Source organism: Micrococcus luteus NCTC 2665, assembly GCF_000023205.1.
Taxonomy (GTDB): Bacteria; Actinomycetota; Actinomycetes; order Actinomycetales; family Micrococcaceae; genus Micrococcus; species Micrococcus luteus.
This window is the reverse complement of record NC_012803.1, coordinates 1,840,811-1,864,245: the sequence shown is the minus strand read 5'-3', so window position 1 is coordinate 1,864,245 and position 23,435 is coordinate 1,840,811. Positions and strand designations below refer to the sequence as shown.

Below are 23,435 nucleotides of genomic sequence, written 5' to 3'. Positions count from 1 at the left end.
ATTGGACGCTGTCCGGGTCGCGGGGTCATTGCGCGGCAGATGCCACACTTTTGCACGCCTGCGGACGTCTGCTCGTTGCGAGCCCCCACAGGGAGAGGCAAAGCAGAGGAACGAGCAGCCGGCGCCCCGGGCGCCGGTCGATCACGTCAGCGATCACCGAAACACAGGAAGGCTGAAGAGTGCCTACGATTCAGCAGCTGGTCCGCAAGGGCCGCTCACCCAAGGTCGTCAATACGAAGGCCCCTGCCCTGCAGGGGAACCCCATGCGTCGTGGCGTGTGCACCCGTGTGTACACCACCACGCCCAAGAAGCCGAACTCGGCGCTGCGCAAGGTCGCCCGTGTGCGCCTGAACGGCGGCATCGAGGTCACCGCCTACATCCCCGGCGAGGGCCACAACCTGCAGGAGCACTCGATCGTGCTCGTCCGCGGCGGTCGTGTGAAGGACCTGCCCGGCGTGCGCTACAAGATCGTGCGCGGCGCCCTCGACACCCAGGGCGTGAAGAACCGCGGCCAGGCCCGCTCCCGCTACGGCGCCAAGAAGGAGAAGAAGTAATGCCTCGTAAGGGTCCTGCGCCGAAGCGCCCCCTCGTCGTCGATCCCGTCTACGGCTCCCCGCTGGTCACGCAGCTGATCAACAAGGTGCTCGTCGACGGCAAGAAGTCCACCGCCGAGCGCATCGTGTACGGCGCGCTCGAGGGCGCCCGTGCCAAGAACGGCGCCGATCCCGTGGCCACCCTCAAGAAGGCCATGGACAACATCAAGCCGGCCCTCGAGGTGCGCTCCCGCCGCGTCGGCGGCGCCACCTACCAGGTGCCCGTCGAGGTCAAGCCGGGCCGCTCCACGGCCCTGGCCCTGCGCTGGCTGGTCGGCTTCTCCAAGGCCCGCCGTGAGAAGACCATGACCGAGCGTCTGATGAACGAGATCCTGGACGCCTCGAACGGCCTGGGCGGCGCCGTGAAGCGTCGCGAGGACACCCACAAGATGGCCGAGGCCAACAAGGCCTTCGCCCACTACCGCTGGTGATCCGTGTGGCCCGGGGCGCGCGATCCGCGCCTCGGGCCGCAGGTGCGTCCTCTCGGACGGGCCACCCACCGCATCCACCTCACGAGCCCCCCATTCCACCCGACCAAGGGAGACACCGTGGCACAGGACGTGCTGACTGACCTGCACAAGGTCCGCAACATCGGCATCATGGCTCACATCGATGCCGGCAAGACCACCACCACCGAGCGCATCCTGTTCTACACGGGTGTCAACCACAAGCTGGGCGAGACCCACGACGGCGGCGCGACGACGGACTGGATGGAGCAGGAGAAGGAGCGCGGCATCACCATCACCTCCGCCGCGGTGACCTGCTTCTGGAACGACCACCAGATCAACATCATCGACACCCCCGGCCACGTGGACTTCACGGTCGAGGTGGAGCGCTCGCTGCGCGTGCTCGACGGCGCCGTCGCCGTGTTCGACGGCAAGGAGGGCGTGGAGCCCCAGTCGGAGACCGTGTGGCGTCAGGCGGACAAGTACGACGTCCCCCGCATCTGCTTCGTCAACAAGATGGACAAGCTGGGCGCGGACTTCTACTTCACCGTCGACACGATCGTGAAGCGCCTCGGCGCGCGTCCGCTTGTGATGCAGCTGCCGATCGGCGCCGAGAACGACTTCGTGGGCGTCGTCGACCTGATCTCCATGAAGGCCTTCGTGTGGCCGGGCGACGCCAAGGGCGACGTCACCATGGGCGCCTCCTACGAGATCCGCGAGATCCCCGCCGAGCTCCAGGAGAAGGCCGAGGAGTACCGCAACGAGCTCGTCGAGGCCGTCGCCGAGACTTCCGAGGAGCTCATGGAGAAGTACCTCGAGGGCGAGGAGCTCACCGTCGAGGAGATCCAGGCCGGCGTGCGTCAGCTGACCGTGAACGCCGAGGCTTACCCGGTGTTCTGCGGCTCCGCGTTCAAGAACCGTGGCGTGCAGCCGATGCTGGACGCCGTGGTCGCCTACCTGCCGAACCCGCTGGACGCTGGCCCCGTCAAGGGCCACGCCGTGAACGACGAGGAGGTGGTGCTGGAGCGCGAGGTGTCGAAGGAGGCCCCGTTCTCGGCGCTCGCCTTCAAGATCGCCACGCACCCTTTCTTCGGCACGCTGACCTTCATCCGCGTGTACTCCGGCCGCCTGGAGTCCGGTGCGCAGGTCCTCAACGCCACCAAGGGCAAGAAGGAGCGCATCGGCAAGCTGTTCCAGATGCACGCCAACAAGGAGAACCCGGTGGACGAGGTGGTCGCCGGCCACATCTACGCCGTGATCGGCCTCAAGGACACCACCACGGGCGACACCCTGTGCGATCCCGCGAACCCGATCATCCTCGAGTCGATGACCTTCCCGGAGCCCGTGATCTCCGTGGCCATCGAGCCGAAGACCAAGGGTGACCAGGAGAAGCTCTCCACCGCCATCCAGAAGCTCGTCGCCGAGGACCCCACGTTCCGCGTGAACCTCAACGAGGAGACCGGTCAGACCGAGATCGGCGGCATGGGCGAGCTCCACCTGGACGTGTTCGTGGACCGCATGAAGCGCGAGTTCAAGGTCGAGGCCAACGTGGGCAAGCCCCAGGTCGCGTACCGCGAGACCATCAAGCGCAAGGTCGACAAGGTCGACTACACGCACAAGAAGCAGACCGGCGGCTCCGGCCAGTTCGCCAAGGTGCAGCTGTCCTTCGAGCCCCTGGACACCGCCGAGGGCGAGGTCTACGAGTTCGAGAACGCCGTCACCGGCGGTCGCGTGCCCCGCGAGTACATCCCCTCGGTGGACGCGGGCATCCAGGACGCCATGAAGTTCGGCGTGCTGGCCGGCTACCCGATGGTCGGCGTGAAGGCAACCCTGCTCGACGGTGCGTACCACGACGTCGACTCCTCGGAGATGGCGTTCAGGATCGCCGGCTCCCAGGCCTTCAAGGAGGGTGTCCGCAAGGCCACCCCGATCATCCTCGAGCCGCTGATGGCCGTGGAGGTCCGCACCCCCGAGGAGTTCATGGGCGACGTCATCGGCGACCTGAACTCCCGCCGCGGCCAGATCCAGTCCATGGAGGACGCCACCGGCGTGAAGGTGGTCAACGCCCTCGTGCCGCTGTCGGAGATGTTCGGCTACATCGGCGACCTGCGTTCCAAGACGCAGGGCCGCGCGGTGTACTCGATGACCTTCCACTCCTACGCCGAGGTCCCCAAGGCCGTGGCGGACGAGATCGTCCAGAAGTCCCAGGGCGAGTGACCGCAGGTCACCTGCTCTGAACGACCTGCCCCGGGTCGGCCGCCGCAGCCGCGGCCGGCCCGGGGCGACCGGACCGCCCTCCCCGGCGCGGCGGTTCGCGATCAGGACGGGTCAGGTCCGGTCCGCTTCCGGCGGTCCCGACGGCCTGGAACCGGACTGGCCCTCGTGAGGCCGGGATTTCCCCAACCCCGTACCATCCGAGTAGACTCAGTCAAGTTGTCAGCACGTCCCAGGCGGCTGAGCAGTCTTCTTGACGATGAACCAGTTCTTAGGAGGAACTAGTGGCAAAGGCAAAGTTCGAGCGGACGAAGCCGCACGTCAACATCGGCACCATCGGCCACGTTGACCACGGCAAGACCACGCTGACCGCCGCCATCTCGAAGGTCCTGTACGACAAGTACCCGGACCTGAATGAGGCCCGTGACTTCGCGACGATCGACTCCGCCCCCGAGGAGCGTCAGCGCGGCATCACCATCAACATCTCCCACGTGGAGTACCAGACCGAGAAGCGTCACTACGCCCACGTGGACGCCCCCGGTCACGCCGACTACATCAAGAACATGATCACCGGCGCCGCTCAGATGGACGGCGCGATCCTCGTGGTCGCCGCTACCGACGGCCCGATGGCCCAGACCCGTGAGCACGTGCTCCTGGCCCGCCAGGTCGGCGTGCCGGCCCTGCTCGTGGCCCTGAACAAGTCGGACATGGTGGAGGACGAGGAGCTCCTCGAGCTCGTCGAGATGGAGGTCCGCGAGCTGCTGTCCTCCCAGGAGTTCGACGGCGACGAGGCCCCGGTCATCCGCACCTCCGGTCTGAAGGCCCTCGAGGGCGACCCCCAGTGGGTCAAGTCCGTCGAGGACCTCATGGATGCCGTGGACGAGTACATCCCGGACCCGGTGCGCGACAAGGACAAGCCGTTCCTGATGCCGATCGAGGACGTCTTCACGATCACCGGCCGTGGCACCGTGGTGACCGGTCGCGCCGAGCGCGGCACCCTGAAGATCAACTCCGAGGTCGAGATCGTCGGCATCCGCGACGTGCAGAAGACCACTGTCACCGGCATCGAGATGTTCCACAAGCAGCTCGACGAGGCCTGGGCCGGCGAGAACTGCGGTCTGCTGCTGCGCGGTCTGAAGCGCGACGACGTCGAGCGCGGCCAGGTCGTGGTGGAGCCGGGCTCCATCACCCCGCACACCAACTTCGAGGCGAACGTCTACATCCTGTCCAAGGACGAGGGTGGGCGTCACAACCCGTTCTACTCGAACTACCGCCCGCAGTTCTACTTCCGCACCACCGACGTCACCGGCGTCATCACGCTGCCCGAGGGCACCGAGATGGTCATGCCCGGCGACACCACCGAGATGTCGGTCGAGCTCATCCAGCCGATCGCCATGGAGGAGGGCCTCGGCTTCGCCATCCGCGAGGGTGGCCGCACCGTGGGCTCCGGCCGCGTCACCAAGATCACCAAGTGATCTGACGCATCCCGTCTTGTGGCTCCGTTGAGCCGCTGACGTGCGACGCCCCCGTCTCCGGGTCTCCGGGAGGCGGGGGCGTCGCCGTGTCCGACGACGGCGCGGCGGCGGCCGCTAGGCTGAGGACATGCCTGAACTGCTCATCCTCATCGTGGTGCTCGCCGTGGCCGCCGTGGCCGTGCGCTGGACGCTGCGGACCTTCCGTCCCGAGATCGACCGTGCCCGGCGCATCCGGCGGGCGAACCGCGGCGGGGAGCTGGAACGATGAGCTTGCCCAGCCCGCGCCGCCTGTTCGCCATCACGGCGATGGCCGAGATGTTCACCTGGGCCGGCCTGCTGATCGCCATGGGCCTCAAGTACGGCGGAGTCACGGAGCGGGTGGTGCCGGTCGCCGGCGGCGTCCACGGCTTCGTGTTCCTCTGCTACCTCGTGGTGACGGTCGCCGTGTGGATCGACGGGCGATGGCCGGTGACCCGCGGGCTCCTCGGCCTCGGCTCGACGATCGTCCCGTTCATGACGGTCCCGTTCGAGCGGGCCCAGCGGCGGCGCGGCGAGCCGGCCCCGCGGTGGCAGGTCGTGGACCGTGCGCCGGGGGAGCGGAGGCCCCTCGAACGGCTCCTCGTCGTGGTGGTGCGTCATCCGGTGGTCAGCGCGCTTGTGGCGGTCGCCGTGGTCGCCGTCGTCTTCACGCTGCTGCTCAACGCCGGCCCGCCCACCGAGTGGGGCCGCTGAGCCCCGGGGGCCGCCGGGCCCGGCCCGCCGATTGGCGGACCGGGCCCGGTTCTGTCTATACTGATTCGGTTGCTCAAGCGCCATTGCGCGTCGTCGTGTGTCTCGCGGCGGCAGCTCGGCCCAGATGTGACGTCACCACTCCGATCCGCCGCAGGCGTGTGCCCTCCCAGGAATGCGACACGCCCGACCGCGTGGACCGGAGTCCGGCGGCGGCGAGGAACCCGGTCCGACCGGATTCGCCCCGCGCGGGTGGAGGACACGAAGGCGGACCCGATCCGCCGTACAGGGACAGGAACAGCACACCCGACGAGAGAGGCGTGACGCCATGGCGGGACAGAAGATCCGCATCCGGCTGAAGTCGTACGACCACGAGGTCATCGACGTCTCGGCCCGCAAGATCGTTGACACGGTCACGCGCGCAGGCGCGACGGTGGTCGGCCCCGTGCCGCTGCCGACGGAGAAGAACGTGTACTGCGTTATCCGTTCTCCTCATAAGTACAAGGACAGCCGCGAGCATTTCGAAATGCGCACCCACAAGCGGCTCATCGACATCATCGACCCGACCCCGAAGGCCGTCGACTCGCTCATGCGACTGGACCTGCCCGCGGACGTCAACATCGAGATCAAGCTCTGAGAGGGAGGTGCTGAGAGACTATGACCAACACCCAGAACATCAAGGGCCTGCTGGGCACGAAGCTCGGCATGACCCAGGTCTGGGATGAGGACAACAAGCTCATCCCCGTGACCGTGGTCAAGGCAGACCCGAACGTCGTCACCCAGCTGCGCTCCGAGGAGACCGACGGCTACACCGCCGTGCAGATCGCCTACGGCCAGATCGATCCCCGTCGCGTGACCAAGCCCCTGGCCGGTCACTTCGAGAAGGCCGGCGTGACCCCGCGTCGCCACCTCGTCGAGCTGCGCACCGCCGACGCCGCCGAGTACTCGCTCGGCCAGGACGTGACCGTGGAGGTCTTCGAGGCCGGCCAGAAGGTCGACGTCGTGGGCACCACCAAGGGCAAGGGCTTCGCCGGCGCCATGAAGCGCCACGGCTTCGCCGGTGTGGGCGCCTCGCACGGTGCGCACAAGAACCACCGCAAGCCCGGCTCCGTGGGCGGCGCGTCCACCCCCGGCCGCGTGTTCAAGGGCCAGCGCATGCCCGGTCGCATGGGCGCCGTGCGCCAGACCACCATGAACCTGACCCTCCACGGCATCGACGTGGAGAACAACCTCCTGCTGATCAAGGGCGCGGTGCCCGGCTCCAAGGGCCAGGTCGTGCTCGTCCGCAGCGCCGTGAAGGGAGCCTGAGACCATGGCTGAGAACTCCGTGAAGACCATCCAGGTCGATCTGCCCGCCGAGCTCTTCGACGTGCAGTCCAACGTGCCGCTCATGCACCAGGTCGTCGTCGCCCAGCTCGCCGCCGCCCGCCAGGGCACGCACAAGACGAAGCGCCGCGGCGAGGTGTCCGGTGCCGGTCGCAAGCCGTTCAAGCAGAAGGGCACCGGCCGCGCCCGTCAGGGCTCCATCCGGGCCCCGCACATGACCGGCGGTGGCGTCGTCCACGGCCCCACCCCGCGCGACTACTCGCAGCGGACCCCCAAGAAGATGAAGGCCGCCGCCCTGCGCGGTGCCCTGTCGGACCGCGCCCGCAACGGCCGCGTCCACGTCGTCGAGGCCCTCGTGTCCGGGACCACCCCGTCCACCAAGGCCGCCAAGGCGGGCCTCGCGTCCCTGAACACCGGCCGCAAGAACGTGCTGCTGGTGATCGACCGGGCCGACGACGTCGCCGCCCTGTCCGCCCGCAACCTGCCTGCGGTCCACACCCTGTACGCCGACCAGCTGAACACCTACGACGTGCTCGTCTCCGACGACGTCGTGTTCACCCAGGCGGCCTACGAGGCGTACGTGGCCCAGGCTTCCGGCGCCAAGAAGGAGGATGCCCAGTGAGCGGCTCCATCAACAAGGATCCCCGCGACGTGATCATCGCTCCCGTCGTGTCGGAGAAGAGCTACGGTCTGATCGACGAGGGCAAGTACACCTTCCTGGTCGACCCCCGCTCCAACAAGTCCGAGATCAAGCAGGCGGTGGAGCGCATCTTCAACGTCGACGTGGCCTCGGTCAACACCCTGAACCGTTCCGGCAAGCGCCGCCGCACCCGCTTCGGGTGGGGCCAGCGCAAGTCCACCAAGCGTGCCATCGTCACGCTCAAGGACGGGACCATCGACATCTTCGGAGGTCCGCTCGCCTGATCGGCGTGCGGAGACCACTTAATCGAGGAACTGACACATGGCTATCCGTAAGTACAAGCCGACCACCCCGGGCCTGCGCGGCTCGTCCGTGGCCGACTTCGCAGAGATCACCCGGTCCACGCCGGAGAAGTCCCTTCTCCGTCCGCTGCACAAGACCGGCGGCCGCAACAACACCGGTCGCATCACCACTCGTCACAAGGGCGGCGGCCACAAGCGCCAGTACCGCCTGGTCGACTTCCGTCGCCACGACAAGGACGGCGTGCCCGCCACCGTCGCGCACATCGAGTACGACCCGAACCGCACCGCCCGCATCGCGCTGCTGCACTACGCGGACGGCGCCAAGCGCTACATCCTGGCCCCGGCCAAGCTGAAGCAGGGCGACGTGGTGGAGGCCGGCCCGAACGCCGACATCAAGCCCGGCAACAACCTGCCGATGCGCAACATCCCCGTGGGCACCACCATCCACGCGGTGGAGCTGCGCCCCGGCGGCGGCGCCAAGATGGCCCGCTCCGCCGGCGCCTCCGTGCAGCTGGTCGCCCGCGAGGGCAAGTACGCCCAGCTGCGCCTGCCCTCCGGGGAGATCCGCAACGTCGACGTGCGCTGCCGCGCCACGATCGGCGAGGTCGGCAACGCCGAGCAGTCGAACATCAACTGGGGCAAGGCCGGCCGCATGCGCTGGAAGGGCGTGCGCCCGACCGTCCGCGGTGTCGTCATGAACCCGGTCGACCACCCGCACGGCGGTGGCGAGGGCAAGACGTCCGGCGGTCGTCACCCCGTCAACCGGAACGGCAAGCCCGAGGGCCGCACGCGTCGTCCGAACAAGGAAAGCGACAAGCTCATCGTGCGTCGCCGTCGTACCGGCAAGAACAAGCGATAAGGGAGCAGGGAAGACATGCCTCGCAGCCTGAAGAAGGGCCCCTTCGTCGATCAGCACCTCTACCTGAAGGTTCTGGCCGAGAACGAGAAGGGCAGCAAGAACGTCATCAAGACCTGGTCCCGCCGGTCGATGATCATCCCGGACATGCTGGGTCACACCATCGCGGTCCACGACGGACGCAAGCACGTCCCGGTGTTCGTCACCGAGTCCATGGTGGGTCACAAACTGGGCGAGTTCGCCCCGACCCGGACCTTCCGCGGCCACGTGAAGGACGACAAGAAGGGCAAGCGTCGCTGAGCCTGAGGGCACAGCACGCTTGACCTTCTCGAGAATCGAAAGAGAGAAGCAATGGAAGCCAAGGCAATTGCGCGCCACCTGCGCGTGACGCCGATGAAGGCCCGGCGCGTCGTCGACCTGGTCCGTGGCAAGCAGGCCACCGAAGCACTGGCCATCCTGAAGTTCGCCCAGCAGGGTGCTTCGGAGCCGGTGTACAAGCTGGTGACCTCCGCGGTGGCGAACGCCCGTGTCAAGGCGGACCGCGAGGGCCAGGCCTTCGACGAGGACGCCCTCTACATCACCGAGGCCTTCGTGGACGAGGGCCCGACCATGAAGCGGTTCCAGCCCCGTGCTCAGGGCCGCGCGTACCGCATCAACAAGCGCACGAGCCACGTGACCGTGGTCGTCGCGTCCAAGGACGAGAAGGGTGGGAACTGACAATGGGACAGAAGATCAACCCCAACGGGTTCCGCCTCGGCATCACCACCGACCACGTCTCGCACTGGTTCGCGGACTCCCACAAGGAGGGCCAGCGCTACGCTGACTTCCTCAAGGAGGACGTCAAGATCCGCGAGCTGATGACCACCGGCATGGAGCGCGCCGGCATCTCCAAGGTGGAGATCGAGCGTACCCGTGACCGCGTGCGCGTGGACATCCACACCGCGCGTCCGGGCATCGTGATCGGTCGCCGCGGCGCCGAGGCCGACCGCATCCGCGGTGAGCTCGAGAAGCTCACCGGCAAGCAGATCCAGCTGAACATCCTCGAGGTCAAGAACCCCGAGACCGATGCCCAGCTGGTGGCGCAGGGTGTGGCCGAGCAGCTCGCCTCCCGCGTGGCGTTCCGCCGTGCGATGAAGAAGGCGATCCAGTCCGCCATGCGCGCCGGCGCGCAGGGCATCCGCATCCAGTGCTCCGGCCGCCTCGGCGGCGCCGAGATGAGCCGCTCGGAGTTCTACCGCGAGGGTCGCGTGCCGCTGCACACCCTCCGCGCGAACATCGACTTCGGCAAGTTCGAGGCCAAGACCACCTTCGGCCGCATCGGCGTGAAGGTCTGGATCTACAAGGGCGACCTGACCGCCAAGGAGCTCGCGGCCAAGGAGGCCGCGCAGCCCTCCGGCCGTGGCCGTGGCGGCGAGCGCCGTGGCGGCGGCGAGCGTCGTCGTCGCAACGATCGCGCCGAGCGTGCTCCCCGCCAGGAGAACGCCGGCGCCGGCGCCGAGACCCCGGCCGCCGCTCCCGCTGAAGGAGGCAACGCCTGATGCTGATCCCCCGTCGCGTCAAGCACCGCAAGCAGCACCACCCCAAGCGTTCCGGCGCCGCCAAGGGCGGCACCACCGTGACGTTCGGCGAGTGGGGCATCCAGGCGCTCACGCCGGCCTATGTGACCAACCGTCAGATCGAGGCCGCCCGTATCGCCATGACCCGCTACATCAAGCGTGGCGGCAAGGTCTGGATCAACATCTACCCGGACCGTCCGATCACCAAGAAGCCCGCCGAGACCCGCATGGGCTCCGGCAAGGGCTCGCCGGAGTGGTGGGTCGCCAACGTCAAGCCCGGACGCGTGCTCTTCGAGCTGTCGGGTGTCACGGAGGACGTCGCCCGTGAGGCGCTCCGCCTGGCCATCCACAAGCTGCCGCTGAAGGCCCGTATCATCCGTCGAGAGGGTGGTGAGTGATCCCATGGCGATCGGCACCAAGGATCTGAACGTCGAGTCCCTGGACGGGATGGACAACGCCCGCCTGCTGGAGGCCCTGAAGTCCTCCAAGGAGGAGCTGTTCAACCTGCGCTTCCAGGCCGCCACCGGCCAGCTGGACAACGCCAGTCGGCTGAAGTCCGTCAAGCGTGACATCGCGCGCATCTACACGATCCTGCGCGAGCGCGAGCTGGGCATCCGCGGCGATGTCGCCGCCGAGGCGCAAACCGAGAAGAACGAGGAGGCTGCCAAGTGACCGAGCAGACCCCGGCCGTCTCCGAGGAGCGCGGCTACCGCAAGGCCCTCCGTGGCATCGTCGTGTCCGACAAGATGGACAAGACCATCGTCGTCGAGGTCCAGGACCGCAAGAAGCACTCGCTCTACGGCAAGGTGATGAAGACCTCGAAGCGCGTGAAGGCGCACGACGAGGAGAACACCGCCGGCGTGGGCGACCGCGTCCGCATCGCCGAGACCCGCCCGCTGTCCGCCTCCAAGCGGTGGCGCCTGGTGGAGGTCGTCGAGCGCGCCAAGTGATCGACCCGGCCCCCTGAGGGCCGGCGACGCAGAGGGCCGCCCCGTGCACTGGCACAGGGCGGCCTTGTGCGTTAGACTCTGATATTCGTGCGCCCTCTCGTTGGCAGGACCATCCATCCTGTGTGCCGGGGGCCGCGCACACCGATCCCGGATCCGCCTCGGCCCTGCCCTGCGCGCCCCTCCGTTCTCGACCTCCCCGACGCTGTCTGAACACGCGTCGCCGGGGGACGACGGCGGGCGGCCCGCCTCGGGGGAGGGGTAAGCGTCCCGGGATGCCCGTTCAACCGTTCCGCAAGGCTCGCCCATCGTGGGGGAGAACCGGCGCGACGCTAGGAGAGACAAGTGATCCAGCAGGAGTCGCGGCTCAAGGTCGCCGACAACACCGGTGCGAAGGAAATCCTGACCATCCGTGTTCTCGGCGGTTCCGGACGCCGCTACGCAGGCATCGGCGACACCATCGTCGCCACCGTGAAGGACGCCATCCCCGGCGGCAACGTCAAGAAGGGCGACGTCGTCAAGGCCGTGGTGGTCCGCACCCGCAAGCAGTCCCGCCGTCCCGACGGCTCGTACATCAAGTTCGACGAGAACGCGGCGGTCATCCTGAAGACCGACGGCGAGCCCCGTGGCACGCGCATCTTCGGCCCCGTGGGTCGCGAGCTGCGTGACAAGAAGTTCATGAAGATCGTGTCGCTCGCCCCGGAGGTGATCTGACCTCATGGCCAAGATCAAGAAGGACGACCTCGTGCAGGTCATCAGTGGCAAGGACAAGGGCAAGCAGGGCAAGGTCCTGCGCGTGTTCCCGACGGATGAGCGCGTGCTCGTCGAGGGCGTGAACCGCGTGACCAAGCACCTGCGCGCCGGCCAGGACAACAACGGTTCCACCGAGGGCGGCCTGCAGGTCGTCGAGGCCCCGATCCACATCTCGAACGTGGCCGTGGTGGACCCGGAGACCAAGAAGCCGACCCGTGTGGGCTACCGCTTCGAGACCGTCGAGAAGGACGGCGTGAGCAAGACCGTGAAGGTCCGCTTCGCCAAGGCCTCGGGGAAGGAGCTGTGATGACCGAGGTGCAGCAGACCGAGAAGGTCACCCCGCGTCTGAAGACCAAGTACCGCGAGGAGATCCGCGGCGCCCTGCAGGAGCAGTTCCAGTACGGGAACGTCATGCAGGTGCCGGGCCTCGTGAAGGTCGTCGTCAACATGGGCGTCGGCGAGGCCGCCAAGGACTCCAAGATCATCGACGGCGCGGTCACCGACCTCACCGCCATCACCGGCCAGAAGCCGATGATCACCAAGGCCCGCAAGTCCATCGCGCAGTTCAAGCTGCGTGAGGGCATGCCCATCGGCACGCACGCCACCCTCCGTGGCGATCGCATGTGGGAGTTCCTGGACCGCCTGGTCACGCTCGCGCTGCCGCGCATCCGTGACTTCCGCGGCCTGTCCGACCGCCAGTTCGACGGCAACGGCAACTACACCTTCGGCCTGTCCGAGCAGACCGTGTTCCACGAGATCGATCAGGACAAGATCGACCGCGTGCGCGGCATGGACATCACCGTGGTGACGACCGCCAAGAACGACGACGAGGGCCGCGCGCTGCTCAAGGCGCTGGGCTTCCCGTTCAAGACCGACCAGTAAGACCTCCACGCCACAGGTCCTCCACCGGTGAACCGGTGGCGGAAACCACGGCGAGAAAGGGCGTGAAGCCCACATGACCATGACCGATCCCGTCGCAGACATGCTGACCCGTCTGCGCAACGCAAACTCGGCCTACCACGACACCGTGTCCATGCCGTCCTCGAAGCTGAAGACTCGCGTCGCCGAGATCCTCAAGGCCGAGGGCTACATCCAGGACTGGCGCGAGGAGGAGGCCGAGGTCGGCAAGAAGCTGACCATCGACCTGAAGTTCGGCCCGCAGCGTGAGCGTGCGATCGCCGGCCTGCGCCGCATCTCCAAGCCGGGCCTGCGCGTGTACGCGAAGTCCACGAACCTGCCCCACGTGCTGGGCGGCCTCGGCATCGCCATCCTGTCCACCTCCTCTGGTCTCCTCACGAACCAGCAGGCCGCCAAGAAGGGCGTGGGCGGAGAAGTCCTCGCCTACGTCTGGTGACGGGCAAGACGGAAGAAAGGCTGAACTGACATGTCTCGAATCGGACGTCTCCCGATCACCATCCCCGCCGGCGTCGATGTGACCATCGACGGCGACCGCGTCTCCGTGAAGGGCCCCAAGGGCCAGCTCGAGCACTCGCTGCCCACGCCCATCACGGCCACCCTCGAGGAGGGGCAGGTCACCGTGGCCCGCCCCGACGACGAGCGTGAGTCCCGCTCCCTGCACGGTCTGACCCGTACCCTCATCAGCAACATGGTCGAGGGCGTGACCAACGGCTTCTCCAAGCAGCTCGAGGTCGTCGGCACCGGCTACCGCGTGCAGGCCAAGGGCCAGGACCTCGAGTTCGCCCTGGGCTACTCCCACCCCGTCCCGGTGAAGGCGCCCCAGGGCATCACCTTCACGGTGGAGGGCAACAGGGTCACCGTCGCCGGTATCGACAAGCAGCAGGTCGGCGAGACCGCCGCCAACATCCGCAAGCTGCGCCGCCCCGACCCGTACAAGGGCAAGGGCGTGCGCTACGCGGGCGAGCAGATCCGCCGCAAGGCCGGAAAGGCAGGTAAGTGATGTCTACTCTGAAGGTGAAGGGCAAGGGCAAGTTCAACGCCCGCACCCGCCGCCACCTCCGGGTGCGCAAGCGGATCTCCGGCACCACCGTCCGTCCCCGCCTCGTCGTCAACCGCTCTGCACGGCACATGTTCGTGCAGGTCGTGGACGACACGCAGAGCCGCACGATCGCGTACGCCTCCACCATGGAGGCCGACGTGCGTGCGCTCGAGGGTGACAAGACGGCCAAGGCCAAGCGCGTGGGCGAGCTCGTCGCCGAGCGTGCCAAGGCGGCCGGCATCGAGGCCGCGGTCTTCGACCGCGGCGGCAACAAGTACCACGGGCGCGTCGCGGCCGTGGCCGACGGTGCGCGAGAGGGTGGGCTGCAGCTGTGACCGAGAACATCAACCAGAAGGACACTCAGGTGACCGAGAGCACCGAGACCACCGTCTCCGAGACCGGGTCGGGCTCGGCGAGCCAGACCACCGAGCGCGCCACCGGTGGCCGCGGCGGTCGCGACGGCGGCCGCGGTGGCCGCGACGGCGATCGTCGTGGCGGCCGTCGCGACGACCGCAACCGTCGTGGCGCCCAGGACGACGAGAAGGACCAGTTCCTCGAGCGCGTCGTGGGCATCAACCGCGTCTCCAAGGTCGTCAAGGGCGGCCGCCGCTTCTCCTTCACCGCCCTCGTGGTGGTGGGTGACGGCGACGGCACCGTCGGCGTCGGCTACGGCAAGGCGAAGGAGGTCCCCGCTGCGATCCAGAAGGCCGTGGAGGAGGCCAAGAAGTCCTTCTTCCGCGTCCCCCGCGTCGGCTCCACCATCCCGCACCTGGTGCAGGGTGAGGACGCCGCCGGCGTCGTGCTGCTCCGCCCGGCCTCCCCGGGTACCGGCGTGATCGCCGGCGGTCCGGTGCGCGCCGTGCTCGAGTGCGCCGGCATCCACGACGTGCTCTCCAAGTCCATGGGCTCCGTGAACGCGATCAACATCGTGCGCGGCACCGTGGACGCCCTCAAGAAGCTGGAAGAGCCCCAGGCCGTCGCCGCCCGCCGCGGCAAGGCCCTGGACGAGATCGCCCCCCATGCGATGCTGCGCACCATGGAGAACGATCGCGCCCAGAAGAGCGCGAAGGCAGGTGCGTGAGCCGTGTTTGAGTCCACTCGCAAGAACATCCAGCCCTCGGACGCCACCCTGGTCATCACCCAGACCCGCGGCGTCACGGGCTCCAAGCAGAACCATCGGGACACCCTGCGCTCGCTGGGCCTGAAGCGGATCGGCCACCAGGTCACCCGCAAGGCCGACGCGGTGACGGTCGGCATGGTCAACACCGTGCCGCACCTGGTGTCCGTGGAGGAGGTCAACAATGGCTGACAACGACGCCATCAAGGTCCACGACCTGCGTCCGGCCCCCGGTGCCAAGACCGCCAAGACCCGCGTGGGTCGCGGTGAGGCGTCGAAGGGCAAGACCGCCGGTCGCGGCACCAAGGGCACCAAGGCCCGTTACCAGGTCCGTGCGGGCTTCGAGGGCGGTCAGCTGCCCCTGCAGATGCGTCTGCCGAAGCTCCGCGGCTTCAAGAACCCGTTCCGCACGGAGTACCAGGTCGTGAACCTGGACAAGCTCTCCGCGCACTTCCCCGAGGGCGGTGAGGTCACCGTGGACGCGCTCGTGTCCAAGGGCCTCGTCCGTCGTGGCCAGCCCGTGAAGGTGCTGGGCACGGGGGAGATCACCGCGGCCGTGCAGGTGAAGGCGAACGCCTTCTCTGCGTCCGCCGTGGAGAAGATCCAGGCCGCCGGCGGGTCCACCGAGACCCTCTGACACGCCGACCCATCGACCGAGGGCCCTGGCCCGGAGCAGCCGCTCCGGGCCAGGGCCCTCGGTCCGTCCGTGTAGACTCGCACAGCGGCCGCCCCGGTGTGGCCGCCGTCTCGTGCCCCCGCCCCGCGGCCGGCGCACGCCCCACAGGACCACCGCAGGAGGACTCGTGCTCAAGGCCATCGCCCGGATCGTCCGGACGCCTGACCTGTTGCGGAAGATCGCCTTCACGCTCGGGCTCATCGCCGTCTATCGGATGGGCGCCTTCGTGCCGGCCCCCGGGGTGGACTACCCGGCGGTGCAGCAGTGCCTGGCAGCGGGCAACGCCCAGGGCGGCCTGTACTCCTTCGTGAACATGTTCTCGGGCGGGGCGCTCCTGCAGGTGTCTGTCTTCGCGCTGGGCATCATGCCCTACATCACGGCGTCGATCATCGTGCAGCTGCTGCGCGTGGTGATCCCGCGCTTCGAGCAGCTCCACCAGGAGGGCCCGCAGGGCCAGGCGACGCTGACGCAGTACACCCGCTACCTGACCCTCGCCCTCGCCCTGCTGCAGGCGACCACGATGGCCTCGCTGGCCCGCACCGGGGCCCTGCTCGGATGCAGCCTGCCGCTGCTGCGCGACGGCTCCATCCTCACGGTGCTGCTCGTGGTCATCGCCCTGACCACCGGCTGTCTCATCGTCATGTGGTTCGGGGAGCGGATCACCGAGAACGGCGTGGGCAACGGCATGTCCCTGCTCATCTTCACCTCCATCGCGGCAGGCTTCCCGGCCGGTCTCGGCCAGGTGGTCCAGACGCAGGGCTGGCGCGTGTTCGCGATCGTCATGGGGATCGGCCTGCTCACCATGCTGGCCATCGTCTTCGTGGAGGAGTCGCAGCGCCGGATCCCGGTCCAGTACGCCAAGCGGCAGATCGGCTCACGGACCGTGGGCGGGTCGAGCACCTACATCCCGGTCAAGGTGAACATGGCCAACGTCATCCCGGTCATCTTCGCCTCCTCCGTGCTGATGCTCCCGGGCATCCTCATCCAGTTCAACACGCCGCAGGACGGCAGTGCGCCGGCCCCGTGGATCACGTGGCTGAGCCGGTACTTCGGCTCCGGTGACCACCCGGTGTACATGGCCCTGTACTTCCTGCTCATCATCGGCTTCACGTACTTCTACGTGTCCATCACGTTCAACCCGGTGGAGATCTCGGACAACATGAAGCGCTACGGCGGCTTCATCCCCGGCGTCCGCGCCGGCCGGCCCACCGAGCGTTACCTGCAGTACGTCATCAGCCGCATCACGTTCGTGGGGGCCCTCTACCTCGGTATCGTGGCCATGATCCCGCTGATCGCCTTCGCGGTGATCGGCACCAGCCAGAACTTCCCGCTCGGCGGCACGTCCATCCTCATCATGGTGGGCGTCGGCCTCCAGACCGTGAAGCAGGTCAGCGCACAGATGGAGCAGCGCCACTACGAGGGCCTGCTGCGCTGAGCCCCGACCCGATCCCGCAACGCCGTCCGTATCGACAGTGAGGAACACACGATGACCCGCATGCTGCTCATGGGCCCTCCCGGTTCCGGCAAGGGCACCCAGGCCACCCGGATCGCCGACAAGCTGGGGATCGTCCCGATCTCCACCGGTGACATCTTCCGCCACAACGTGAAGTCGATGACGCCGCTCGGCGTCGAGGCCAAGAGGTACATCGACAACGGCGACTTCGTCCCCGATGAGGTCACGAACCGCATGGTCGCGGACCGCATCGCCCAGGCCGACGCGGAGCACGGCTTCCTGCTGGACGGCTACCCGCGCACGAAGGGCCAGGTCGAGGCGCTGGACGCCATGCTCGCCGAGGCCGGCCAGTCGCTGTCCGCCGTCGTCGAGCTGGAGGTGCCCGACGAGGAGCTCGTGGAGCGCCTGCTCAAGCGTGCCGAGATCGAGGGCCGCGCGGACGACACCCAGGAGGTCATCGAGCACCGCCTGGACCTGTACCACCGCGAGACCGAGTCCGTCATCCAGGAGTACGTGGAGCGCGGCATCGTCGCCCGCGTGGACGGCACCGGCCAGATCGACGACGTCACCGAGCGCCTGCTGCAGGCCGTGTACTCCGTGCGCTCCGCCACGGGCTCCCTGCCCGTGATCCAGCCGGGCGCGGAGTCCTGACCCCGTGATCGGCCGCCGCTCGCTCGAGCTCAAGACCGCCCCCCAGCTGCTGGCCATGCAGCGCGCGGGGGTGGTCCTGTCCGAGGCACTGGACGCCGCGCTGGCCGCGGCCGCGCCGGGCGTCACCACCGCGGAGCTGGACGCCGTGTTCGCGGGTGTGCTGGCCGAACGCGGTGCGACCTCCAACTTCCTGGGCTACTACGACTTCCCGGCCTCGATCTGCACCTCGGTCAACGAGGAGGTCGTGCACGGCATCCCCGGAGACCGGGTCCTGCAGACCGGCGACGTGCTGAAGGTCGACGGGGGCGCCATCGTGGACGGCTGGCACGCCGACTCGGCCCGCACGGTGATCCTGGGCTCCTCCGCGGCCGGCACCGCGGACCCGGCCGACGAGCGCCTCTCGGCGATCACGCGGGAGGCGCTCTGGGTCGGCATCGCGGCCTTCGCCTCCGCCACCCACGTCGGGGACATCGGGGACGCCATCGACGACTTCGTCTCCGCGCAGCCGGGCGAGGAGCTCGGCATCCTCGAGGAGTACGTGGGGCACGGCATCGGCTCGGCCATGCACCTGCCGCCGGACGTGTTCAACTACCGCACCGGCCACCGGGGGCCCAAGATCCGCCCCGGTCTGGCACTCGCCATCGAGCCGATGCTGGTGCGCGGCTCCATCGACACGAAGGTGCTCGCGGACGACTGGACCGTGGTGACCCTCGACGGCGCCCGCGCGAGCCAGTGGGAGCACTCGGTCTGCCGGCACGACGGCGGCCTGTGGGTGCTCACCGCGCCCGACGGCGGCACCTCCGAGCTCGCCCGGTTCGGCGTGGTCCCGGTCCCGCCGGGGGAGTGAGGGTCCCGAGCTGTCGGCCGTCCGTCCCGCCCGTCCGGCGGACCGGGCGGCCGTCGTCGTCTGTGCTGGTCCGCACGCCGAGAATGCGGTATCATCGAACGTTGTTCGTGTGCGCGCACTCGTGTGCGCCCGCGAGCAGACCCGTTCCCGCCCCGTCATCCGGCCCTCCGCGGCCGTGCCCGGGGCATGACGATTGTGGAGGACATGGCTAAGAAGGAAGGTGTCATCGAGGTCGAGGGCACGGTGTCGGAGGCATTGCCGAACGCGATGTTCCGGGTCCGTCTGCAGAACGAGCACGTCGTGCTCGCCACGATCTCCGGAAAGATGCGTCAGCACTACATCCGCATCCTCCCCGAGGATCGCGTCGTGGTGGAGCTTAGCCCGTACGACCTCAACCGGGGTCGGATCGTGTACCGATACAAGTAAGAACCCCCGTCCAAGCGAGCGCAGGAGGAAGAGCCGTGAAGGTTCAGCCGAGCGTGAAGCGGATTTGTGACAAGTGCCAGGTCGTGCGCCGTAAGGGCCGCGTGCTGGTGATCTGCTCGAACCCGCGCCACAAGCAGCGCCAGGGCTGATCGCCTCCCCGGGAGCCCGGGGAGCGACGCCGTTGCGTTGACCACACCACCCACCGGCCATCGGGCCGAACAGCAGGGACAGCGGTCCACCCCGTGAGGGGAGGGCCCCCACCTCCGGCCGCAGGGGCCGGAGACCGACGACGGCGGACTCCCGCCGCGGAGCACGCCGGATCTTCCCCGGCGCCGCGACGACGGGTCCGCGTGGCCGAGTGCCGCGTCGTACGGGACGTCCCTGGTGCAGACCCCTGCTGCAGAAGAACAGGAGGACGGCCACATGGCTCGTCTTGCAGGCGTTGACATTCCGCGCGAGAAGCGCGTGATCATCGCACTCACGTACATCTACGGTGTGGGCAAGACCCGCGCTGAGGAGACCCTCGCCGCCACGGGCATCGACCCGAACATCCGCGTGAAGGACCTCTCCGCCGAGCAGCTGGTGCAGCTGCGTGACCACATCGAGGGCAGCTACAAGGTGGAAGGCGACCTCCGCCGCGAGGTGGCCGCCGACATCCGTCGCAAGGTGGAGATCGGCTCCTACGAGGGCCTGCGCCATCGCCGCGGCCTGCCGGTGCGCGGCCAGCGCACGAAGACCAACGCCCGTACCCGCAAGGGCCCCAAGAAGACGGTCGCCGGCAAGAAGAAGTGATCCTGCACCGGCGGTGACCGCGTCCACGTCCGGACGCCCCGCCCGCAGCATCAGCACCAGCAGCTTTCCCGGAGGAGAATCCCATGCCCCCCAAGACTCGCGCATCGGCTGCCCGCAAGCCGCGTCGCAAGGCCAACAAGAACATCACCGTGGGCCAGGCCCACATCAAGAGCACGTTCAACAACACCATCGTGTCCATCACGGACACCACGGGTGCCGTCATCTCCTGGGCCTCGTCCGGCGAGGTCGGCTTCAAGGGGTCTCGCAAGTCGACCCCGTACGCCGCGCAGATGGCCGCCGAGCAGGCCGCCAAGCGTGCGCAGGAGCACGGCATGAAGAAGGTGGACGTCTTCGTGAAGGGTCCGGGCTCGGGCCGCGAGACCGCCATCCGCTCCCTGCAGGCCGCCGGCCTCGAGGTGGGGTCCATCCAGGACGTCACCCCCATGGCCCACAACGGCGCTCGCCCGGCGAAGCGCCGCCGCGTCTGACCTGAGCGCTGTGTCCGCGTCCGCCCCGCCCGGGACGGACGCGGACAGGTCTGCGGACCTGCCCCCACCCCGTCCTCGTTTCCACCCACCGCGTGCGTCATATGGCGGACGCTCGCCGAAAGGAAATGTCCGTGCTCATTGCACAGCGCCCCACGCTGACCGAAGAGGTCGTCTCCGACCATCGTTCCCGGTTCGTCATCGAGCCCCTGGAGCCCGGCTTCGGCTACACCCTCGGCAACTCCCTGCGCCGCACTCTGCTCTCGTCGATCCCCGGTGCTGCCGTGACCAGCATCCGCGTGGACGGCGTGCTGCACGAGTTCAGCACCGTCAACGGAGTCAAGGAGGATGTCACCGAGATCATCCTCAACATCAAGAAGCTCTCCGTCTCCTCGGAGAACGACGAGCCCGTGGTGGCCTACCTGCGCAAGCAGGGGGCCGGCGTCGTCACCGCCGCGGACATCACCGCGCCGGCCGGCGTCGAGATCCACAACCCGGACCTGCACATCGCTACCCTGAACGCGAAGGGCAAGTTCGACATGGAGCTGACCATCGAGCGCGGTCGCGGCTACGTGACCGCCGCCCAGAACAAGTCCGCGGATGCGGAGATCGGCCGCATCCCGGTCGACTCCATCTACTCGCCGGTCCTGAAGGTGACCTTCAAGGTCGAGGCCACCCGTGTGGAGCAGCGCACCGACTTCGACCGTCTGATCCTGGACGTGGAGACCAAGGAGAACATGCTGCCGCGTGACGCGGTGGCCTCTGCCGGCTCCACCCTGGTCGAGCTGTTCGGCCTGGCCCGCTCGCTCAACGTCGAGGCCGAGGGCATCGACCTGGGCGACGAGCCCGAGGTCGTCGAGGGCTCCGCCGACCTGGCCCAGCCGATCGAGGAGCTCGAGCTCACCGTGCGCTCGTACAACTGCCTCAAGCGCGAGGGCATCCACACCGTGGGCGAGCTCGTGGGCCGGTCCGAGGCCGACCTGATGGACATCCGCAACTTCGGCGCGAAGTCCATCGACGAGGTCAAGGAGAAGCTCCAGGAGCTGGGCCTGTCCCTCAAGGACTCGCCGGCCGGCTACGACCCGCAGGCGCACGCGCGCCAGATGGACGACGACCCGTTCTCGGACTTCTGAGCCGATCCCGCACCACCTGACATCTTCGACCCGACGCCGCAGCCGGCTGAAGGGTCCCACCGGAGGAGAAACACCATGCCTACCCCCACCAAGGGTCCGCGTCTGGGCGGCAGCCCGGCCCACGAGCGCATCATGCTGGCGAACATGTCCGCCCAGCTGTTCGAGCACAAGTCGATCACCACGACGCTCACCCGCGCCAAGCGCCTGCGCCCCTACGCCGAGCGTCTGATCACCTTCGCCAAGAAGGGCGATCTGCCGGCCCGCCGCAAGGTGCAGGGTCTCATCGCCGCCAAGAACCGCACCAACAAGGCGGTCGTGCACGAGCTGTTCACCGTGATCGGCCCCGCGATGGCCGAGCGCAACGGCGGCTACACCCGCATCACCAAGATCGGCAACCGCCATGGCGACAACGCGCCCATGGCCGTGATCGAGCTGATCATGGACCCGATCTCCGGCAAGCAGGCCGTGGTGCGTGAGGCCAAGCAGGCCGCCGCGTCCGCGCCGGCCGCCCCGGCGGAGTCCACCCCGGTGGAGGCCGTCGACCCGGCCGCCACCGAGGAGGTCACCGTGGCCGAGTCGCAGGAGACCGCCGCCGAGATCGACGGTGCCGTGCCCACCAACGAGGACGGCTCGGCTCCGGCGGAGGCCACCATCAAGGGCAACGCCAGCTCGAAGAAGTACCACGTCCCCGGCTCGCGCTGGTACGACCAGACCACCGCCGAGGTCTGGTTCTCCACCGTCGAGGAGGCCAAGGCCGCGGGCTTCGAGCCCGCCGGTGGCGAGGCCGCCCAGAAGATGGCCTGACGCCATCGCGTGAGTCCGCGTCCGTCTCCGTGACGACGCACCGGCGAAGGGCCGCCCACCAGTCGGTGGGCGGCCCTTCGCCGTCCCCGGCCCCGCCCCGCCTAGAGGAGCAGCATGAGCGAGCAGCACTGCCCGGACGCCCCGCCGGCGCCCGGGGAACCCGCGTCCGTGCGAGTCCGCCTGGACCTGGCGTACGACGGCGGCGCCTTCCACGGCTGGGCCCGCCAGCCCGGTCTCGACTCGGTCCAGGGTGCGCTGGAGGACGGGCTCGAGCGGATCCTGCGCCGGCCCGTGCGCACGGTGGTCGCCGGACGCACCGACGCGGGGGTGCACGCGCGCGGCCAGGTCGTCCACCTCGACCTGGCCGAGACGGAGTGGGCGGGCCTGACCCGCGGCCGGCCCGGCCTGGAGCCGGCCACCTCCCTCACCCGACGCCTCGGCGGGGTGCTCTCCGGGTGGGGCGGGGCCGTCGTCGTGCACGGGGCCCGGCGGGCCCCCGCGGGCTTCGACGCGCGGTTCAGCGCGCTGTGGCGCGAGTACGAGTACCGGATCGACGACGTACCCGCCGCGCGTGATCCGCGCACGCGGGGCTTCACCCACTGGCACGGCGCCGCCCTGGACGATCGCCTCATGGCGCTGGAGGCCGACGCCGTCCTCGGGCTGCACGACTTCCTGTCCTTCTGCCGGCCCCGCGCGGGCGCCACGACCATCCGCGAGGTCCAGCACCTGGAGGTGCGACGCGATGAGGACGGCGTCGTGCGCGTCCGGATCCGGGCCGACGCGTTCTGCCACAACATGGTCCGGGCGATGGTCGGGGCGCTGCTCCAGGTGGGGGAGGGGGTACGCGAGCCCGGCTGGCTCGCGCACCGGGTGGCGAGGCCGGCCCGCGATTCCGAGGTGCGCCTCGCCCCGCCCGGGGGGCTGACGCTGCTCGCCGTCGGCTATCCCGACGAGGCGGAGGAGCTGCGCCGGCGCGCCGAGGGCACCCGGGCGAAGCGGACCCTGTGAGCCGGGGTGGCCCGCGGCGGCGGCTTTTGGCTCCGGGGCCCGCGTTCGGTAGGATGGGGGGACGTTGCGCATGCCCGCACCCGGATGCGTCGTGCCGCGAGTGGCTCAGTTGCATGGCCTTCAGCTCGCGCCGCACCCCCGGGGCATCGGGCCCGGACGCCTTCCAGCCCTCACCTGGGGGACCGGCGCGCACGGAGAACTGACAGCGCGAGCGCGCCGGAATCACGACCCGGCGGGCAGGTGCTGTGG

General features: G+C 68.8%; 36 protein-coding genes. All 36 read left to right on the top strand.

Translation table 11 applies throughout. The annotated features are described in order from the left end of the window. The first annotated feature begins 179 nt into the window (after nt 1-179). Entirely contained in the window at nt 180-554 is a 375-nt protein-coding gene (rpsL, locus tag MLUT_RS20105) for a 30S ribosomal protein S12 (protein ID WP_002854787.1), read from the top strand. Beyond that, the gene (gene rpsG / locus MLUT_RS20100) at nt 554-1,024 is read left to right on the top strand and encodes a 30S ribosomal protein S7 (protein WP_010080379.1); all 471 of its coding nucleotides are present in this window, start codon (nt 554-556) and stop codon (nt 1,022-1,024) included. Before rpsL ends, rpsG begins: the two co-directional genes overlap by 1 nt. A gap of 117 nt (nt 1,025-1,141) precedes the next feature. Continuing rightward, nucleotides 1,142-3,256: an elongation factor G gene (gene fusA, locus MLUT_RS20095; protein ID WP_010080380.1), complete on the top strand. Its 2,115-nt coding sequence runs from the start codon at nt 1,142-1,144 to the stop codon at nt 3,254-3,256. Nucleotides 3,257-3,537: 281 nt separating this feature from the next. Then, complete coding sequence (gene tuf / locus MLUT_RS20090) at nt 3,538-4,728, top strand: elongation factor Tu (protein WP_010080381.1); 1,191 nt, start codon at nt 3,538-3,540, stop codon at nt 4,726-4,728. Between the two features lie 127 nt (nt 4,729-4,855). Beyond that, on the top strand, nt 4,856-4,996 hold the full coding sequence (locus tag MLUT_RS23920; protein WP_010080382.1) for a hypothetical protein: 141 nt from the start codon (nt 4,856-4,858) through the stop codon (nt 4,994-4,996). Next, nucleotides 4,993-5,460, top strand: a complete 468-nt coding sequence (locus MLUT_RS20085) for a DUF3817 domain-containing protein (protein WP_010080383.1) — start codon at nt 4,993-4,995, stop codon at nt 5,458-5,460. Before MLUT_RS23920 ends, MLUT_RS20085 begins: the two co-directional genes overlap by 4 nt. A gap of 325 nt (nt 5,461-5,785) precedes the next feature. Next, nucleotides 5,786-6,094, top strand: coding sequence for a 30S ribosomal protein S10 (gene rpsJ / locus MLUT_RS20080; RefSeq protein ID WP_002857463.1), 309 nt, complete (start codon nt 5,786-5,788; stop codon nt 6,092-6,094). A gap of 20 nt (nt 6,095-6,114) precedes the next feature. Beyond that, nucleotides 6,115-6,765, top strand: a complete 651-nt coding sequence (rplC, locus tag MLUT_RS20075; RefSeq protein ID WP_010080384.1) for a 50S ribosomal protein L3 — start codon at nt 6,115-6,117, stop codon at nt 6,763-6,765. A gap of 4 nt (nt 6,766-6,769) precedes the next feature. Then, nucleotides 6,770-7,405 carry a 50S ribosomal protein L4 gene (rplD, locus tag MLUT_RS20070; RefSeq protein WP_010080385.1) on the top strand — a complete coding sequence of 212 codons (636 nt, stop codon included), beginning with the start codon at nt 6,770-6,772 and terminating at the stop codon, nt 7,403-7,405. Then, nucleotides 7,402-7,707 (top strand): 50S ribosomal protein L23, encoded by a 306-nt coding sequence (rplW, locus tag MLUT_RS20065; RefSeq protein WP_002857471.1) that lies wholly within the window; start codon nt 7,402-7,404, stop codon nt 7,705-7,707. The genes rplD and rplW overlap by 4 nt, the downstream gene beginning before the upstream one ends. Before the next feature lie 37 nt (nt 7,708-7,744). Next, the gene (gene rplB / locus MLUT_RS20060) at nt 7,745-8,584 is read left to right on the top strand and encodes a 50S ribosomal protein L2 (RefSeq protein WP_010080386.1); all 840 of its coding nucleotides are present in this window, start codon (nt 7,745-7,747) and stop codon (nt 8,582-8,584) included. Between the two features lie 15 nt (nt 8,585-8,599). Further along, entirely contained in the window at nt 8,600-8,881 is a 282-nt protein-coding gene (gene rpsS, locus MLUT_RS20055) for a 30S ribosomal protein S19 (protein ID WP_010080387.1), read from the top strand. Between the two features lie 51 nt (nt 8,882-8,932). Beyond that, nucleotides 8,933-9,298 (top strand): 50S ribosomal protein L22, encoded by a 366-nt coding sequence (gene rplV, locus MLUT_RS20050; protein ID WP_002857477.1) that lies wholly within the window; start codon nt 8,933-8,935, stop codon nt 9,296-9,298. Nucleotides 9,299-9,300: 2 nt separating this feature from the next. Beyond that, nucleotides 9,301-10,119, top strand: a complete 819-nt coding sequence (rpsC, locus tag MLUT_RS20045; protein WP_002857479.1) for a 30S ribosomal protein S3 — start codon at nt 9,301-9,303, stop codon at nt 10,117-10,119. Next, entirely contained in the window at nt 10,119-10,535 is a 417-nt protein-coding gene (rplP, locus tag MLUT_RS20040; protein WP_002857481.1) for a 50S ribosomal protein L16, read from the top strand. The genes rpsC and rplP overlap by 1 nt, the downstream gene beginning before the upstream one ends. A gap of 4 nt (nt 10,536-10,539) precedes the next feature. Continuing rightward, complete coding sequence (gene rpmC / locus MLUT_RS20035) at nt 10,540-10,809, top strand: 50S ribosomal protein L29 (protein ID WP_010080388.1); 270 nt, start codon at nt 10,540-10,542, stop codon at nt 10,807-10,809. Next, nucleotides 10,806-11,087, top strand: a complete 282-nt coding sequence (gene rpsQ / locus MLUT_RS20030; RefSeq protein WP_010080389.1) for a 30S ribosomal protein S17 — start codon at nt 10,806-10,808, stop codon at nt 11,085-11,087. The genes rpmC and rpsQ overlap by 4 nt, the downstream gene beginning before the upstream one ends. 342 nt (nt 11,088-11,429) lie before the next feature. Then, a complete protein-coding gene (rplN, locus tag MLUT_RS20025; protein WP_002857487.1) occupies nt 11,430-11,798 on the top strand; it encodes a 50S ribosomal protein L14 in 369 nt (122 codons plus the stop codon). 4 nt (nt 11,799-11,802) lie between these two features. Next, the gene (gene rplX, locus MLUT_RS20020; RefSeq protein ID WP_002857489.1) at nt 11,803-12,144 is read left to right on the top strand and encodes a 50S ribosomal protein L24; all 342 of its coding nucleotides are present in this window, start codon (nt 11,803-11,805) and stop codon (nt 12,142-12,144) included. Then, complete coding sequence (rplE, locus tag MLUT_RS20015; protein ID WP_002857492.1) at nt 12,144-12,719, top strand: 50S ribosomal protein L5; 576 nt, start codon at nt 12,144-12,146, stop codon at nt 12,717-12,719. The genes rplX and rplE overlap by 1 nt, the downstream gene beginning before the upstream one ends. Before the next feature lie 73 nt (nt 12,720-12,792). Next, entirely contained in the window at nt 12,793-13,191 is a 399-nt protein-coding gene (gene rpsH / locus MLUT_RS20010) for a 30S ribosomal protein S8 (RefSeq protein ID WP_002857494.1), read from the top strand. 30 nt (nt 13,192-13,221) lie between these two features. After that, entirely contained in the window at nt 13,222-13,755 is a 534-nt protein-coding gene (gene rplF, locus MLUT_RS20005; protein WP_002857496.1) for a 50S ribosomal protein L6, read from the top strand. Then, on the top strand, nt 13,755-14,129 hold the full coding sequence (gene rplR / locus MLUT_RS20000) for a 50S ribosomal protein L18 (RefSeq protein ID WP_010080390.1): 375 nt from the start codon (nt 13,755-13,757) through the stop codon (nt 14,127-14,129). Before rplF ends, rplR begins: the two co-directional genes overlap by 1 nt. Then, the gene (gene rpsE / locus MLUT_RS19995) at nt 14,126-14,875 is read left to right on the top strand and encodes a 30S ribosomal protein S5 (protein ID WP_002857500.1); all 750 of its coding nucleotides are present in this window, start codon (nt 14,126-14,128) and stop codon (nt 14,873-14,875) included. Before rplR ends, rpsE begins: the two co-directional genes overlap by 4 nt. Before the next feature lie 3 nt (nt 14,876-14,878). Continuing rightward, nucleotides 14,879-15,103 carry a 50S ribosomal protein L30 gene (gene rpmD, locus MLUT_RS19990; protein WP_010080391.1) on the top strand — a complete coding sequence of 75 codons (225 nt, stop codon included), beginning with the start codon at nt 14,879-14,881 and terminating at the stop codon, nt 15,101-15,103. Continuing rightward, nucleotides 15,096-15,548, top strand: a complete 453-nt coding sequence (rplO, locus tag MLUT_RS19985; protein WP_012751036.1) for a 50S ribosomal protein L15 — start codon at nt 15,096-15,098, stop codon at nt 15,546-15,548. Before rpmD ends, rplO begins: the two co-directional genes overlap by 8 nt. A 166-nt stretch (nt 15,549-15,714) precedes the next feature. After that, entirely contained in the window at nt 15,715-17,022 is a 1,308-nt protein-coding gene (gene secY / locus MLUT_RS19980) for a preprotein translocase subunit SecY (protein WP_012751035.1), read from the top strand. 51 nt (nt 17,023-17,073) lie between these two features. Beyond that, complete coding sequence (locus tag MLUT_RS19975; protein WP_010080395.1) at nt 17,074-17,691, top strand: adenylate kinase; 618 nt, start codon at nt 17,074-17,076, stop codon at nt 17,689-17,691. A 4-nt stretch (nt 17,692-17,695) separates the two neighbouring features. Beyond that, the gene (gene map, locus MLUT_RS19970) at nt 17,696-18,538 is read left to right on the top strand and encodes a type I methionyl aminopeptidase (protein WP_010080396.1); all 843 of its coding nucleotides are present in this window, start codon (nt 17,696-17,698) and stop codon (nt 18,536-18,538) included. A gap of 204 nt (nt 18,539-18,742) precedes the next feature. Beyond that, the gene (gene infA / locus MLUT_RS19965; protein WP_010080397.1) at nt 18,743-18,964 is read left to right on the top strand and encodes a translation initiation factor IF-1; all 222 of its coding nucleotides are present in this window, start codon (nt 18,743-18,745) and stop codon (nt 18,962-18,964) included. Between the two features lie 35 nt (nt 18,965-18,999). Further along, nucleotides 19,000-19,113, top strand: a complete 114-nt coding sequence (gene rpmJ / locus MLUT_RS23685) for a 50S ribosomal protein L36 (RefSeq protein WP_002857509.1) — start codon at nt 19,000-19,002, stop codon at nt 19,111-19,113. A 274-nt stretch (nt 19,114-19,387) separates the two neighbouring features. Then, nucleotides 19,388-19,756 (top strand): 30S ribosomal protein S13, encoded by a 369-nt coding sequence (gene rpsM / locus MLUT_RS19960; protein WP_012751034.1) that lies wholly within the window; start codon nt 19,388-19,390, stop codon nt 19,754-19,756. 83 nt (nt 19,757-19,839) lie between these two features. Further along, on the top strand, nt 19,840-20,244 hold the full coding sequence (gene rpsK, locus MLUT_RS19955) for a 30S ribosomal protein S11 (protein WP_002857513.1): 405 nt from the start codon (nt 19,840-19,842) through the stop codon (nt 20,242-20,244). A 131-nt stretch (nt 20,245-20,375) separates the two neighbouring features. Further along, nucleotides 20,376-21,374 carry a DNA-directed RNA polymerase subunit alpha gene (locus tag MLUT_RS19950; RefSeq protein ID WP_002857515.1) on the top strand — a complete coding sequence of 333 codons (999 nt, stop codon included), beginning with the start codon at nt 20,376-20,378 and terminating at the stop codon, nt 21,372-21,374. A 75-nt stretch (nt 21,375-21,449) separates the two neighbouring features. Beyond that, entirely contained in the window at nt 21,450-22,178 is a 729-nt protein-coding gene (gene rplQ, locus MLUT_RS19945; RefSeq protein WP_010080400.1) for a 50S ribosomal protein L17, sunset domain variant, read from the top strand. A gap of 114 nt (nt 22,179-22,292) precedes the next feature. After that, nucleotides 22,293-23,186: a tRNA pseudouridine synthase A gene (locus MLUT_RS19940; RefSeq protein ID WP_010080401.1), complete on the top strand. Its 894-nt coding sequence runs from the start codon at nt 22,293-22,295 to the stop codon at nt 23,184-23,186. The last annotated feature ends 249 nt before the right edge of the window (nt 23,187-23,435 follow it).